The sequence below is a fragment of the Arthrobacter sp. SLBN-112 genome, from assembly GCF_030944625.1.
In the GTDB taxonomy this organism is placed as follows: domain Bacteria; phylum Actinomycetota; class Actinomycetes; order Actinomycetales; family Micrococcaceae; genus Arthrobacter.
In genome coordinates this window covers 1251028-1265024 of sequence record NZ_JAUSXY010000001.1, presented here as the reverse complement: position 1 = coordinate 1265024, position 13997 = coordinate 1251028, and the positions used below count along the sequence as shown (strand labels likewise).

General features: G+C 67.4%; 14 protein-coding genes. 7 read left to right on the top strand and 7 right to left on the bottom strand.

Annotated features, from left to right (window positions below):
- Positions 1 to 5: 5 nt before the first annotated feature.
- Together QF050_RS05905 and QF050_RS05900 are read left to right on the top strand one after the other, a co-directional pair.
- Entirely contained in the window at positions 6 to 263 is a 258-nt protein-coding gene (locus QF050_RS05905) for a tautomerase family protein (RefSeq protein WP_308929592.1), read from the top strand.
- Complete coding sequence (locus tag QF050_RS05900) at positions 263 to 1330, top strand: LLM class flavin-dependent oxidoreductase (protein ID WP_308929591.1); 1068 nt, start codon at positions 263 to 265, stop codon at positions 1328 to 1330. Before QF050_RS05905 ends, QF050_RS05900 begins: the two co-directional genes overlap by 1 nt.
- Before the next feature lie 136 nt (positions 1331 to 1466).
- Here QF050_RS05900 and QF050_RS05895 read toward each other — a convergent pair whose 3' ends face one another.
- Genes QF050_RS05895 through glnT form a run of 7 tightly spaced genes read right to left on the bottom strand, consistent with a single transcriptional unit; the run spans position 1467 to position 9009 of the window.
- Positions 1467 to 2090: an XRE family transcriptional regulator gene (locus QF050_RS05895; RefSeq protein WP_308929590.1), complete on the bottom strand. Its 624-nt coding sequence runs from the start codon at positions 2088 to 2090 to the stop codon at positions 1467 to 1469.
- Between the two features lie 49 nt (positions 2091 to 2139).
- The gene (locus tag QF050_RS05890) at positions 2140 to 3426 is read right to left on the bottom strand and encodes an allantoate amidohydrolase (protein ID WP_308929589.1); all 1287 of its coding nucleotides are present in this window, start codon (positions 3424 to 3426) and stop codon (positions 2140 to 2142) included.
- An 11-nt stretch (positions 3427 to 3437) separates the two neighbouring features.
- Complete coding sequence (locus QF050_RS05885) at positions 3438 to 4589, bottom strand: FAD-dependent oxidoreductase (protein WP_308929588.1); 1152 nt, start codon at positions 4587 to 4589, stop codon at positions 3438 to 3440.
- Positions 4589 to 5965: an FMN-binding glutamate synthase family protein gene (locus QF050_RS05880; protein WP_308929587.1), complete on the bottom strand. Its 1377-nt coding sequence runs from the start codon at positions 5963 to 5965 to the stop codon at positions 4589 to 4591. Before QF050_RS05880 ends, QF050_RS05885 begins: the two co-directional genes overlap by 1 nt.
- 9 nt (positions 5966 to 5974) lie before the next feature.
- Positions 5975 to 6694 (bottom strand): protein glxC, encoded by a 720-nt coding sequence (locus QF050_RS05875; RefSeq protein WP_308929586.1) that lies wholly within the window; start codon positions 6692 to 6694, stop codon positions 5975 to 5977.
- Positions 6682 to 7590, bottom strand: coding sequence for a glutamine amidotransferase (locus QF050_RS05870; protein WP_308929585.1), 909 nt, complete (start codon positions 7588 to 7590; stop codon positions 6682 to 6684). The genes QF050_RS05875 and QF050_RS05870 overlap by 13 nt, the downstream gene beginning before the upstream one ends.
- A 24-nt stretch (positions 7591 to 7614) precedes the next feature.
- Entirely contained in the window at positions 7615 to 9009 is a 1395-nt protein-coding gene (gene glnT, locus QF050_RS05865) for a type III glutamate--ammonia ligase (RefSeq protein ID WP_308929584.1), read from the bottom strand.
- A gap of 324 nt (positions 9010 to 9333) precedes the next feature.
- On the opposite strand from glnT, the gene QF050_RS05860 reads away from it, so the two are divergent.
- The 5 genes from QF050_RS05860 to QF050_RS05840 all read left to right on the top strand — a co-directional run bounded on the left by QF050_RS05860 (position 9334) and on the right by QF050_RS05840 (position 13994).
- Positions 9334 to 10332 carry a LacI family DNA-binding transcriptional regulator gene (locus QF050_RS05860; protein WP_308929583.1) on the top strand — a complete coding sequence of 333 codons (999 nt, stop codon included), beginning with the start codon at positions 9334 to 9336 and terminating at the stop codon, positions 10330 to 10332.
- A 152-nt stretch (positions 10333 to 10484) separates the two neighbouring features.
- A complete protein-coding gene (locus QF050_RS05855) occupies positions 10485 to 11615 on the top strand; it encodes a Gfo/Idh/MocA family oxidoreductase (RefSeq protein ID WP_308929582.1) in 1131 nt (376 codons plus the stop codon).
- Positions 11615 to 12373: a ThuA domain-containing protein gene (locus tag QF050_RS05850; protein ID WP_308929581.1), complete on the top strand. Its 759-nt coding sequence runs from the start codon at positions 11615 to 11617 to the stop codon at positions 12371 to 12373. Before QF050_RS05855 ends, QF050_RS05850 begins: the two co-directional genes overlap by 1 nt.
- 154 nt (positions 12374 to 12527) lie before the next feature.
- Complete coding sequence (locus QF050_RS05845; protein ID WP_308929580.1) at positions 12528 to 12902, top strand: cupin domain-containing protein; 375 nt, start codon at positions 12528 to 12530, stop codon at positions 12900 to 12902.
- Between the two features lie 105 nt (positions 12903 to 13007).
- Entirely contained in the window at positions 13008 to 13994 is a 987-nt protein-coding gene (locus tag QF050_RS05840; protein ID WP_308929579.1) for an NAD(P)-dependent oxidoreductase, read from the top strand.
- Positions 13995 to 13997 lie beyond the last annotated feature (3 nt).

Here is a 13997-nt window from a genome sequence, read left to right as displayed (position 1 = left end):
AAATCTTGCCTCTTATCGAAGTTTCCATCGCCCGGGGCCGGACACCCGGGCAGCTCCGAGCGCTCATCGACGAGCTTCACCGTGCCGCCGAAATCTCTGTTGGTGCCGTGCCCGAAAACACCACCGTCATCATCCGCGAAATCGAGCACGAGCACTGGTCCCGCGGCAACCAGACCATCGCCGAACGCAACGCAGAAGCCCAGGTTGCTGCCCACACCACCGATTCGCCGGCCCACACCGCCGCAGAACCAAGGAGTCACTAATGCGCTTTTCCCTCTTTGTCCACATGGAGCGCTGGGACGAATCCGTCTCACATCGCGAATGCTTCGAGAACCTCACTGAACTGACCCTCATCGCGGAAGCCGGAGGATTCAGCACAGTCTGGATCGGTGAACACCACTCGATGGAATACACCATCTCCCCCAGCCCCATGCCGCAGCTTGCCTACCTCGCAGCGCGCACCTCCCGCATCAGGCTGGGTGCCGGAACCATTATCGCGCCCTTCTGGAATCCCCTCCGCGTAGCCGGTGAGACCGCACTGCTGGACGTCATCAGCAACGGCAGAATGGAAGTAGGCCTGGCACGCGGCGCCTACCAGTTCGAATTCGACCGCCTCATGGGCGGCATGTCAGCCGTCGACGGCGGCAAGCACCTGCGCGAGATGGTTCCCGCCGTGCGGGCGCTCTGGGAAGGGGACTACGCACACGACGGCGAGGTCTGGCAGTTTCCGACCTCCACCAGCGTCCCCAAACCCATCCAAAAGCCCACCCCGCCCATGTGGATCGCTGCCCGCGACATCTCCTCCCATGAATTCGCGGTCGCAAACGGCTGCAACGTCATGGTGACACCGCTGATGAAGGGTGATGAGGAAGTCGAAGACCTGGCACGCAAGTTCGACACCGCCGTCGAGAACAACCCCGGCGTCCCCCGCCCGGACCTTATGGTGCTTCGCCACACGCACGTCCACCCGGCGGATGAACCCGAAGGTTGGCGGCGGCCCGCTGAGGGCATCAACAAGTTCTACCGGACGTTCGACGCCTGGTTCGGAAACAAGGGCACCCCAACGAACGGTTTCCTCGAGCCCAGCCCGGAAGAGAAGTTCACCGACCGCCCGGAATTCACACCCGAATCCCTCCACCAGACCGCGATGATTGGGACGCCCGATGAGGTCATCGAGCGGCTCCGCCACTACGAGGCACTGGGCGTCACCGAGTTCAGCATCTGGTCCGATAACAGCCTGACCCACGAGGAAAAGAAACGCTCGCTGGAACTCTTCATCGAGCACGTTGTGCCGGCTTTCCAGGAACAGCCAGCCACCGCAGCACGCTGACGCCTCCCTTACCGACCTCGGCACGGACGTCAGCCCGGCTGCGCTTCCGTCCCCGGGCTGACGCTTGATCGATTCGCTTTTGTCAGCTTGAAGCACACCTCGAGCCAACAGTTGTGCCCTAGGCAAATAGTGAGGATCACTTGGCGGAGACCGCCAGGAACTGGATGGGAAGGTCCAGCAGTTCCAGCGGGCCGTGGGGGCCTTCCCCGTCCAGCAGCAGCGAGTCCCCGGCCTCCATCGTGTACTCGTAGGAGCCGTGGCCGTACACCATCTTGCCGGAGAGCATGTAGATGAACTCGGTGCCCGGATGCTGGAACAGCGGGAAAACGTCGGAGGCGTCGGTGAGGGTTACGAGCGTGGGTTCGATGGCGTCGCTCCGGCCCTTCAACGTACCCAGGACGCGGTATTCATGGCCGTGCTGGGTGCCGCTGCGGACGGTCAGGCTCCCCTGGCCACTCTTAGTGAAGGTGGCGTCCCTGTCGGTGTCGGCGCCGCGGAACAGTGCGGTCACGGGAACCTCCAGCCCGTCCGCCAGCCTCTGCAGCGTGGTCAGCGAGCAGGAGGTGGTGGCGGTTTCCACTCGCGAGATCATGGCCTTGGACAGGCCTGTCCGGGCTGCGAGCTCGGCCGATGACAGGCCGGCCGACGTGCGGTAGTGCCGGACCTGGGCGGCGATGACCTGCTCAAGCCGGCCGGCAACCTGGTCAGCGGCGTCATCCCCGGCGTGTTCCGCTGCGTGGTTCCCGGCCTTTTCGGTCATGTCTGCCATCTTAGGCGGCCCGCGGGAGGCACGGAGTACGACGCCGGTCCTAGCCAATCCCGCGTGCCTCGCCCAACAGCCCGGCCAGTGAGTCCGCGAGGGCAAGTGCGCCGGCTTCGGCGTCCCCGTCCTCCACCAGTTCGTCCGGCGAATGCGAGACGCCCGTGGGGTTGCGGACGAACAGCATTGCGGTGGGCAGGTGCGCCGCGAGCACCCCGGCGTCGTGCCCGGCGCCGGTGTCCATCACCGGGGCGGCAGGCAGCAGCTCCTGCAGCCGGCCCCGCAGGCCGCCGTCGAAATGCACTGTGGGGCTCAGCGATTCCATGCCCAGGCTGGCTGTGCAGCCTTCCTCCGCGGCGAGGACCTGGGCGTTCAGCCCGATCGCCTCCACCAGTGCGGCCGTGACGGAGTCCTCCGGGTGGCGGACGTCGATCCACATGTCCACCCGGGAGGCGATGACGTTGGTGCCTCCGGGGACGGGTTGCATCCTCCCCACGGTGGCCCGGGCGTCACGGTATTTGCGGGCGGTATCCCGGATGGAAACCATCACCTTGGCGGCGGCGATCATGGGGTCCTTGCGGTCCTTCATGAGGGTGGTGCCGGCATGGTTCCCCTCCCCCGTGATACTCAGCTTCCAGCGGCCGTGGCCCAGGATGGACGATCCGATGGCCACGGGCTGGTTGAGGTCGATCAGCCCCCTCCCCTGCTCCACGTGGAGCTCGACGAACATTCCGAGCCGCTGCAGGGCCTTGTAGTCTGCGCCGATGAACCGCGGGTCCTGGCCGTTCGCTGCGGCCACGTCGGCATACGTGTTGCCGTCCGGGTCCTTGAGGTTGCGTGCCTTGTCCGGGTCCAGTTCACCGGTCAGGAGCCGGGAACCCAGGCAGGCGACGCCGAACCGCGAGCCCTCCTCCTCCGGGAAGACCGCAAGGGCCAGGGGCCGCCGTGGCCGGAAGTTGCGGGCTTTGAGGCGGTCGACGGCGACCAGGGCCGACGCAAGCCCGAGCGGCCCGTCGTACTCACCGCCACCGGGAACGGAATCGAGGTGGCTGCCGGTGGCGACGGCGTCCTTCCGCACTCCCGTCGCCGTGTCCCACCAAGCCCATATGATCCCGTTGGAGTCCGTCTGGACGTCGAGGCCGCGCCGGCCGGCCTGTTCGATGAACCAGGCCCGCAGGTCCGTCTCGGCGGTGGAGAACACCGGGCGTGAGTAGCCCCCGCGGGTGTTGTCGCGGCCCACGCCGGAAATGTCCTTGAGGAGTCCGGCCACCGTGGGGGCGCCGGCGGCTTCACCGGGTACGGCAGCCGGCGCAGGTGCTGTCTGGGAAAGGCTCACAGGTGTCCGTTCTACGTGGTCAGGGCTGGGGAGGTGGCGCTGCGGAACCTGTCCGGAACAGTCCCGGCGCCGGTGGCCAGGTCGGCCGCCCACTGGCCGATCAGCGGCGCGAACTTGGCCCCGTGTCCGGAGCAGGGCGAGACGAGGGTAAGGTTGCCCGCCCGGTCGATCAGGAAGTCCTCGGTGGGGGTGTTGGTGAACAGGCAGGTGGTTTCGGCGTACGGCTCAGGGTCCAGGCCGGGAAGGTACCGGCGGACGTAATCCGTCACGCGGGCTCGGTTGGCCGGGTCCACCGTGCCCGTCTGGCCGGCTGCCGACGGGATGCGCGGTCCGCCGTTGTACTCCGCCACTTTCTGTCCGGCAAACCCGGCGTCCCGTCCGCCGGGCAACCCGTAGGCCTGGATGTCGGCTGCCTTGTGGATGAAGGTAGGCCAGCCGCCGGCCGGAAAGCCGGCAGTGTCCTTGTACCGGAAGTGGAATGCCTGCTCCTGCCGCACGGTGAATTCGGGCAGTCCGGCCAGGAAGCCCGCCGGGAGCGGCAGCGATTCCAGCAGCTGTGGCAGCCAGCCGCCTGCGCTGACCACGATGTTGCCGGCGTCGATGGTGCTGCCTGCTGCCGAGTGCACCCGGTAGCCGGCGCCCCGTGTTTCCACGCGGGCGACGTTCCAGCCGGTGAGGACCCGGGCCCCGTTCCGGACGGCGAGCTCCACCATCGCTTTCACGGTGGTCTGGGCGTCGATCACTCCAGCTCCGGGATGCCAGAGCACCTCGGTGTCGAAGGCGATCTGAGGCCAGAGGTTCCGGGCTTCGGCGGCCGAGAGCAGTTGGTGCTCGATTCCTGCGCCGGCCAGCACCGAGGCCAGGAGCCGGGGATCGCGCTGCGACCCGTAGTCCACGGCGCCGAACGGGCTGATCAGCTCCGTCCCGGCATCCAGGGCCAGGGCGTCCCACAGTGGCTTCGATTCCAGCACGGCGCGCGTGAAGAACGGGTCCGGATAGGCGTAGCGGAAGATCCGGGCGGACCCGTGGGAGCTGCCGTCATGTGCCGCCGGGACGCCGCGTTCCAGCAGGGTGACCTGGTGTCCGCGGACGGCGAGCTGCCAGGCGGTGGCGGCACCGGCCAGGCCGGCGCCCACCACCAGGTAGTCGGACCATCCGGTCATCAGAAGCTCCCCTGGACTCCGGGGATCCAGCTGGTGCCTGCCAGCGGCACCCGCGCCATGGCGGAGGCCTCGATGGTCAGCGCCACCAGGTCCTCCGGCTCCAGGTTGTGCAGGTGGGACTTTCCGCAGGCCCGGGCGATGGTCTGGGCTTCCATGGTGAGGACGCGGAGGTAGTTTGCCAGGCGCTTGCCCGCGGCTACCGGGTCGAGCCGGGAGGACAGCTGGGGGTCCTGGGTGGTGATGCCGGCCGGGTCGCGGCCGTCCTGGAAGTCGTCGTAGAAACCGGCGGCGGAGCCCAGGGCGGCGTACTCGGCGGCGTAGCGGGGATCGTTGTCGCCGAGCGCGATCAGGGCGGCGGTTCCGATGGCGACGGCGTCCGCGCCCAGGGCCATGGCTTTGGCCACGTCCGCGCCGGTCCTGATGCCGCCGGAGACGATGAGCTGGACTTTGCGGTGCACGCCGAGTTCCTGGAGGGCCTGGACGGCCTGCGGGATGGCGGCGAGGGTGGGGATGCCGACGTTCTCGATGAACACCTGCTGCGTGGCGGCGGTACCGCCCTGCATGCCGTCCACCACCACCACATCGGCGCCGGATTTCACGGCGAGCGCGGTGTCGTAGTACGGCCGGGAGGCGCCGATCTTGACGTAGATGGGGGTCTTCCAGTCGGTGATTTCGCGGAGTTCGCCGATCTTGATTTCGAGGTCGTCCGGGCCGGTCCAGTCCGGGTGCCGGCTCGCGGAGCGCTGGTCGATGCCCACGGGCAGGGTGCGCATTCCGGCGACGCGTTCGGTGATTTTCTGGCCCAGCAGCATGCCGCCGCCGCCGGGCTTTGCGCCCTGGCCCAGCACGATCTCGATCGCGTCGGCCTTGCGGAGGTCGTCCGGGTTCATGCCGTAGCGGGAGGGCAGGTACTGGTACACCAGGTGCTTGGACTGGCCGCGCTCCTCGGGCGTCATGCCGCCGTCGCCCGTGGTGGTGGAGGTCCCCACCTCGGATGCGCCGCGGCCCAGCGCTTCCTTGGCGTTGGCGGACAGTGCGCCGAAGCTCATGCCGGCGATGGTCACCGGGGTCTGCAGGTGCAGCGGGCGGCTGGCGTGCCGGTCGCCGAGGACGACGTCGGTATCGCACTTTTCGCGGTAGCCCTCCAGCGGGTAGCGGGACATGGAGGCGCCCAGGAAGAGCAGGTCATCGAAGTGCGGGACCTTGCGCTTGGCGCCCCAGCCGCGGATGTCGTAGACGCCGGTGGCGGCCGCACGCTGGATGTCGGCGATGGTGGCGCGGTCGAACGTGGCGGACTCGCGCAGGCCCAGTTCGGCAATGTTGGCCGGTGCCGCGGCGGGAGTCTGTGCGGGGGCGGGGATGGAGGTGATGGTCACGGTGGCCTCCTAGTAGGCGGTCGAGTTGTCGACGTGGAAGTGGTAGAGGTTCCGGGCGGAGCCGTAGCGCTTGAAGTCGGCAGGGTTATCGGGGCGGCCGGCGGCGGCGAGCAGTTCCGCGAGTTCGGCGAGGTGCTCTTCGCGCAGCGGCTTTTCGATGCAGTCGGCGCCCAGTGAGGCGACCGTTCCCTGGACGTAGATCCGTGCCTCGTAGATGGAGTCGCCCAGGGCGTCCCCGGCGTCGCCGCAGACCACCAGCCGGCCGGCCTGGGCCATGAACGCGGACATGTGGCCGATGTTCCCGCCCACCACGATGTCCACGCCCTTCATGGAGATGCCGCAGCGTGCACCGGCGTTGCCGTCGATGACCACCAGGCCGCCGTGGCCGGTGGCGGCGGCGGACTGGGACGCATCACCCTTCACGTGGACGGTGCCGGACATGATGTTTTCCGCGAGGCCGACGCCGGCGTTGCCGTTGATGGTCACGTCCCCCTTTTGGTGCATCCCGGCGGCGTAGTAGCCGGCGTGGCCTTCGACGGTCACCGAAACGTCCGCGTTGATGCCCACCGCGAGGCTGTGCTTGCCTTCGGGGTTGGTGACCGTCCAGGACTGTCCGTCAACGGCGTTGTGGAGTGACTGGTTCAGTTCGCGGACCGGGGCGTCGGCGAGGTCGAGCACGGCGGGGGTGGCGGCGGGTGCCAGGGCTTCGGGGGCTGTCAGAGTGACCATGTGTAGACCTTTCCGGGTTCCGGTTCAAAGATGCGCGCGTTGTCGATGCCGGGGAGGGCGGCCAGGGCGCGGTATTCGGAGGCCATGGCCACGTAGTCGTCGGTTTCGGCGATGATGGCCGGCTTGCAGGCGATGGGGTCGCGGACCACGGCCATGCTGTCCGCGGTGGTGACCACCAGGGTGTAAAACCCGTCCAGGACGTTGCCCAGGTTCACCAGGGCTTCCTCGAGGGTGTCACCCTGCGTGAGCCGGGAGGCGACGTAGCGGGCACCCACTTCGGTGTCATTCTCGGAGTCGAACACCACGCCCTCGCGCTTCAGGCTCCGCCGGACCGTGGCGTGGTTGGAGAAGGAGCCGTTGTGCACCAGGCAGAGGTCGTCGGCCACGGAGAAGGGGTGCGAGCCGCCGGCAGTGACGGCGGATTCGGTGGCCATCCGGGTGTGGGACAGGCCCTGGCTGCCGGCCATGGCTTCGAGCCCGTGTTCGGCGGCGATCTGCATCGGATGGCCCACGCTTTTCATGACGGCCACGTGCTCGCCCCGGCCGATGATGGTGGAACCCGGAAGGGTTTCGCTGACCGCCTTCACCAGAAGATCTGTTCCGACGGCGGCGCTCACCAAGGTGGTGTCGCCCACCACCTTGACCGTTGCTCCCGCGTCGGCAGGGAGCATGGCCGCCAGGCCGGAGGTGATGGCCGTCGTCGTCCTCCCCTGGTCCTTGCCGAGGAGGCTCAGCGTGGACGTGCCAGGGGAAACCAGGCCGGGAGTGTTGTAGACGGCGAGTCCGGCGGAGTCCGGGCCGCGGTCAACGATCTGGCACAGCATCGAGGACAGCAGGGCGCCCATTTGGGGGTGCAGCGAGGGATTGCGCAGCTGCAGCGCGGCGATTCCGCACATGGAAAGTCCTTTACGAAGTAGGGATCAGATGGATGTGAGGTAGGTCCGGATTTCCCAGTCGCTGACCTGGTTGTGCCAGCTGAGGAATTCTTCTTCCTTGGCGTCGGCGTAGTACATGCCGATTTCCGCGTCGCCGCTGAGGCCGGCCAGGATCACCGGGTCCTTGCGGAGTGCCTCGACGGCGTGCAGCAGGGTGGCCGGCAGGAAGTGGGCGTCCGGTTTGGACTCGCCGGGACCGGACGGCGTGCCGGGGTCGGTTGATTTCGCCACCCCGTCCAGGCCTGCCGCGAGGGCGGTGGCGATGGCCAGGTAGGGGTTTGCGGAGCCGTCGCCGGAGCGCAGTTCGATCCGTCTGTTGTCCGGGACGCGGATCATGTGCGTGCGGTCGTTCCCACCGAAGGAAGCCTTCCGTGGCGACCAAGTGGCGCCGGAGGAGCTGGTGGTGGCACCGCTGCGCTTGTAGGAATTCACGGTGGGGGCGAGGAAGGCCTGCAGGGCAGGGGCGTGGTCCAGGATGCCGCCAATAAAGGCGTAGGCCAAGCCGGACAACCCGAGCCCGCGGCCGTCGTCACCCGCTGCCGTGCCGGGGAACAGTGCTTCGCCGCCGGACCACAGCGAGAGGTGGAAGTGCAGCCCGGTGCCGGTGCGGTCCGTGAACGGTTTGGGCATGAAGGTGGCGGTCATGCCCCGCTGTTCGGCGAGGATGTTCAGGATGTAGCGGAGCGAGATGACGCGGTCTGCGGTGGTAAGAGCGTCCGCATAATTGAAGTTCTGCTCGAACTGGCCTGCGGCGTCCTCGTGGTCGTTGGCGTAGTTGCCCCAGCCCAGTGAGTTCATCGCCGCGCTGATGGAGGTGAGGTGGTCGTACATTCGGGTCACGCCCCGGGCGTCGTAGCAGGGGCGGGGCGAATCGTCGCGGGTGTCGGCGGTGGCCAGCGTCCCGTCGTCGTTCCTGGTGACCAGGAAGTATTCCACCTCCGCACCCACCTTGGCCTGCATGCCTTGGTCCGCCAGGCGGGCCAGGGCGTTCTTGAGGATGACGCGCGGCGCGTAGGGCCACGGCTTGCCGTCAACGTGGGGATCGCAGTGGATGATGGCCAGGCCCTCCTTGATGAAGGGCACCGGGGTGAAGGATGCGAGGTCCGGGACGGCGATCAGGTCCGGGTCCTGCGGCTTTTGGCCGATGAGGCCCGCAGCGTAGCCGGCGAAGCCCATGGCGCCGCTCTCAAGTTCGTCGGCGGCTTCCACGGGGACCAGCTTGGCGCAGGGTTTGCCGGTCATGTCCACGAAAGTGGCCAACAGGAAACGGACATCATGGGCGCGGGCGATGTCCTTAAGGGAAATCCCGGCGGTATCTGCACGGGCCGCCGGGGCGCTTGCGGGTGCGGGGGTTACAGCAGGGGTTGCGACACTGGTCATCGAAACATTCCTGTCCGGGTCGGTGTTAGCTAAGAGTAAACCTTGTTGCACCAGATTAGCCAAACAGACGTTTCGCGCGTCGGACGGGAATGTTAAATGCACGTTTCGGGCCCCGCGCTTTGTCCGGCCAGTGTCACGCCAGGCATCTTTTGGAGGGACGCCCGACGGCGGAGGGCCGGGTTTGCGCGGGCCACGGCGCCACGGCGGGACGAAACGATGCTCCGCGTGACGCCACCTGCAACAGCCTGGCCCCGGCGCGGTGGCGGCTAAGCTGAAAAAACACCGGAACACTGCAGGGCCCGGCCCGCGGAAGGACATATCGGAATGGCTCGAGCGACCGTGCAGGACGTCGCCAAAACGGCGGGGGTATCCGTGGGCACGGTCTCCCGCGTACTCAACGGAAGTCCTGCGGTGAGCGCCTCGAGCAGGGAAAAAGTGGCCGGGGCGATCCGGGACCTCAACTACCGGCCCCTCGCCTCCGCCCGGGACTTGCGCCGCGACCGGACCATGCGCATCCTGGCCCTGTCCAAGAACCTTGAGTCCCCGGTCATCAGTGAAGCCTTCCGAGGGGTGGGGGACGCCGCGGCACTGTCCGGCTATGTCAGCCTGATTGCCCCCACCGCCGGGAGCCTGGAACGCGAGCAGCAGCTGGTGGACATGCTCCGGAACGGATCCGTGGACGGGTTGATCCTGTTTTCGCCCACCATGCCGGACGACGATGTGGAAGCCCTCGCCAACCAGCTGAGTGTTGTCCAGTTGTGTGAAATAGCGGAGTCGGAAGCCGCCTTCGGCGTCTCGATTGACGACCGGCAGGCCGCCTGCGAGATCACGCGGCACCTCATCGGGACTGGCGCCCGGCGGCTTGCCATGATCGGCAACCGGGCGGCACGGTCCGGGCGGCTGCGCGAACAAGGGTTCCGCGAAGCCTTGTCCGAGGCAGGCCTGGACGCGGCGCAGAGCCTGTTCGCCGCCGGTGATTTCGACTTCCACGCCGGCCGGCAGCTCACCCGCGAACTCCTCGCCGCGGACCAGCTCCCCGACGCCGTGTTCTGCGGCAGCGACACGGTGGCGGCCGGCTGCGTCCGCGAAATTACCGACGCCGGCCTCCGGATCCCGGAGGACCTGGCCGTTGCCGGCTTCGACGATTCCATCCAAGCCGAGATGTGCGTCCCGGAACTGACCACCATCAGGCAGCCCGCCTACGAGATGGGCCGCGTTGCGTTCGGGGCACTCCTGGAACGGATGACGGAGCCGGAGCCGCACCGCCGCGGCCGGATGTTCCTCCCGCACGAGCTCGTCATCCGGGACTCCACGAAGAACTGACAGGGGGTTGACGTCCCCGCGCTGTTCCTGACAAGATTTTGGAATCGATTCCAAACATCCGGCAATGCGCATCGCGATTGGTTTGGAATCGATTCCACAACTCGCCGCACAACCCGCCCCGCACCCGCCCCGCACCGAAAAGGAAGCACCCCTTGAACAACCAGCAGTCCCCCGGCCAGCAGCCCCAGGCACCAGGAAAAGCCCAAGCCAAGGAACTCCGCGTCGGCGTCGTTGGCATCGGCTGGGCCGGCCAGCAGCACCTGAAGGCCTACAGCGAACTGGACGGTGTCCGCATCGTCTCGCTGGCAGGAATGGAGCAGGAACTCCGCGAGGACCTGCAAGCCGAATACGCCATTCCCAACGGCTTCGCCGACTGGCAGGACATGCTGGACCATGGCGGCCTGGATGCCGTCAGCGTGGCGGTACCCACCTTCCTGCACGCCCCCATTGCCATCGCGGCCCTGGAACGGGGAATCCATGTGCTGAGCGAAAAGCCCATCGCCCGCAACGCCGTGGAGGGCCAGGCCATGGTGGACGCGGCACGGACGGCCGGACGGGTCCTGGACGTGGCCTTCAACCACCGCCGCCGCGGCGACATCAAGGCCCTCAAGGACGTCATCGACGACGGCGGCCTGGGCCGCCCCTACTACGCCAAGGCCTCATGGCTCCGCCGCTCCGGCATTCCCACGCTGGGCAGCTGGTTCACCAACCCCGAGCTCGCCGGCGGCGGACCGCTGGCGGACATCGGCGTCCACGCGCTGGATTACGCCCTGCACCTGCTCGGCGAACCGAAGGTGGTGGCCGTCTCCGCCGCCACCCACTCGGAGCTGGGCCCGCAGGGACGCGGCGGCGGAAGCCGGTATTCGGCCCAGGCCACGAGCCACGCCTTCGAGGTGGAAGACTTCGCTTCAGCGTTCCTCCGGCTTGAGGGCGGCGGAACACTGCTGATCGAGGCGGGCTGGGCAACGTACCGGGAAACGGACGATCTCCTCGACTTCACGGTCTACGGCACGGACGGCGGCGCCGAACTGAAGGTGCACGGCGCCCCGTTCCCGCCCGTGGGCCAGCTCCGGGTGTTCACTGACAAGGACGGCGAATCCGCCGATTACGTGCCACCTGTCCTCCCCGGCCGCGCCCACGATGCCGTGGTGGAAGATTTCGTCATCGCAGTCCGCGACGGGGCGGCCTGGGCCGAGCATGACGGCTCCCTGGCGCTCTACCGGGCACAGATCATCGACGCGTGCTACCAGTCAGCACTTGAGCAGAGGGAGGTTCGCCTCTAATGAACGGCAAACTGAGGATCCGGGTGTGGAACGAGGGCGTCCACGAGGCCAACAACGAGCCGTCCCACATCGGCGACATCTACCCGGATGGTATCCACGGCGCCATCGCCGCAGGGCTCCGGTCCCACTATCCGGACGCGGACATTACGACGGCGGTGCTCGCCAGCAATGACGAACACGGCCTGGACGAGGAGGTGCTCGCGGAGACGGACGTCCTGCTCTGGTGGGGCCACATCGCCCACCACGAGGTGAGCGACGCCGTCGTCGAACGCGTCCACCGGCACGTGCTGGGCGGAATGGGACTGATCGTGCTCCACTCGGGGCACTTCGCCAAGATCTTCACCAGGCTGCTGGGCACCAGCTGCTCCCTGGCCTGGCGGAACGACGGCCAGCGCGAGCTGGTGTGGACGGTCAAACCGTCACATCCCATCGCGGAGGGCGTGGAGAGCCCCATCGTCATCCCCGAGCAGGAGATGTACGGCGAGCTGTTCGACATCCCGGACCCTGACGACCTGATCTTCATCAGTTCCTTCGCCGGCGGCGAGGTGTTCCGTTCCGGGGTCACGTTCACCCGGGGCAAGGGCAGGATCTTCTACTTCAGCCCCGGCGACCAGGAGTACCCGGTGTACCACCATCCGCAGGTCCAGCGGGTGCTGGCCAACGGCGTGAAGTGGGCGGCGCAGCCGGGGCTGGACCGCTCAGCCCCTGCCGTGACCAACCCCGGCAGGGCGTGGTTCGAGGAGGACAGCCGGCATTGACATCGCCTGCGTGGGGGAGCAGATTGAAAGCGTTGCGACGCAAAGGTCCGGCGGGTTCTGGACGGGCACTACCCGCCCCGCTGGACCGTCTTTCCCTGAGCGGCTCAGCGCCCGTGGGTGAATTTCATAACCACTCCCTTTCGAGGAGCCAGAAATGCCTGCAGTAACGGTTAAGGACCTTGAAACCAAGTCCTTTAACGACGCCGACGAGAAGCGCCGTCCGCCCAAGACCCAGGTGGACGTGGTCAGTATTGGCGGCGCCACCCTGGGCCGGTTCACCTTCGAGCCCGGCTGGCGCTGGTCCGAGACGGTTAAAACCGTGGTCCACACGGACAGCTGCCAGAACAACCACCTTGGCTTCTGCACCGCCGGGACCCTGACCGTGCAGCTGGACGACGGTACCCGCACCACCATCCACGCCGGTGACGCCTACTCAATTCCCGCCGGCCACGACGCCTGGGTGGAAAACGATGAAGAGTTCGTTGGCTACGAGGTCATAAGTGCCGCGGAGTACGCGAAGCCCGCCTGACCTTGGGGTTCAGCGCGAATAACCAGGAAAGGGAGGTCCGCAGGGCCCTCCCTTTCCTGCTGCCGCGACCCTTACGGTTGAGGGGAACACAACGATCGGAGAGCAATGAGAGTCACCGTCATCGGCGGCAGCGGCCACATCGGTTCGTTCCTGGTCCCCCGGCTGGTCCGCGCCGGCCACGAGGTCACCAACATCAGCCGCGGCGCCAGCAAGCCCTACACCGCCTCACCGGAATGGGAGCATGTACACCAGGTCGCAGCGGACCGTCAGCAGGAGGACCGGGACGGGACGTTCGGGGACCGGGTGGCCGGGCTGAAGCCGGAAGCGGTGGTGGACCTGGTCTGCTTCACCCTCGATTCGGCTGCGGCGCTGGTGGACCGGTTGCGAGGTGAGGTGGGGCATCTGCTGCATTGCGGTTCCGTGTGGCGTTATGGCCAAAGCCTGAAGCTGCCGATCAGGGAAGGCTCGGATTCTGCCGCTGAGCCCTTTGGCGAGTACGGCGTCGAAAAGAACCGGATCGCCGTGATGCTGCGGGAAGAGACGGCCCGGGGCGGCCTGGCGACCACGTCCCTGCACCCGGGCCATATCGTAGGACCAGGTTGGCATCCCATCGGTCCGGTGGGAAACCTGGACCCCGGCATCTGGCAGACCATCTCCGCAGGCCAGCCCCTCCGGGTTCCCGGCAGCGGCGCGGAACTGATGCACCACGTGCATGCCGACGATGTTGCCCAGGCTTTCGAGAAAGCCCTCGCACAGCGCGAAGCGGCCGCCGGAGAGGACTTCAACATCGTCGCTCCCACGGCGCTGACCGTGCGCGGCTACGCGGACATCGCGGCTGCCTGGTTCGGGCACGCTGCCGTGCTGGAAACGGTCAGCTGGGAGCGGTTCCGTGAAGACACCTCACGGGACTATGCGGAGTCGAGCTGGGGCCACCTCTACCGCAGCCAGTGCTTCAGCATCGACAAGGCCGCGTCCGTGCTGGGCTATGCACCGCGGTACCAACCTGAGCAGGCCATCTTCGAATCCGTAAAATGGCTTGTTGACCACGGCCGGCTTCACGTCGCGCGCCCCTTGGGCGTCTCCAAGGACTAAGGC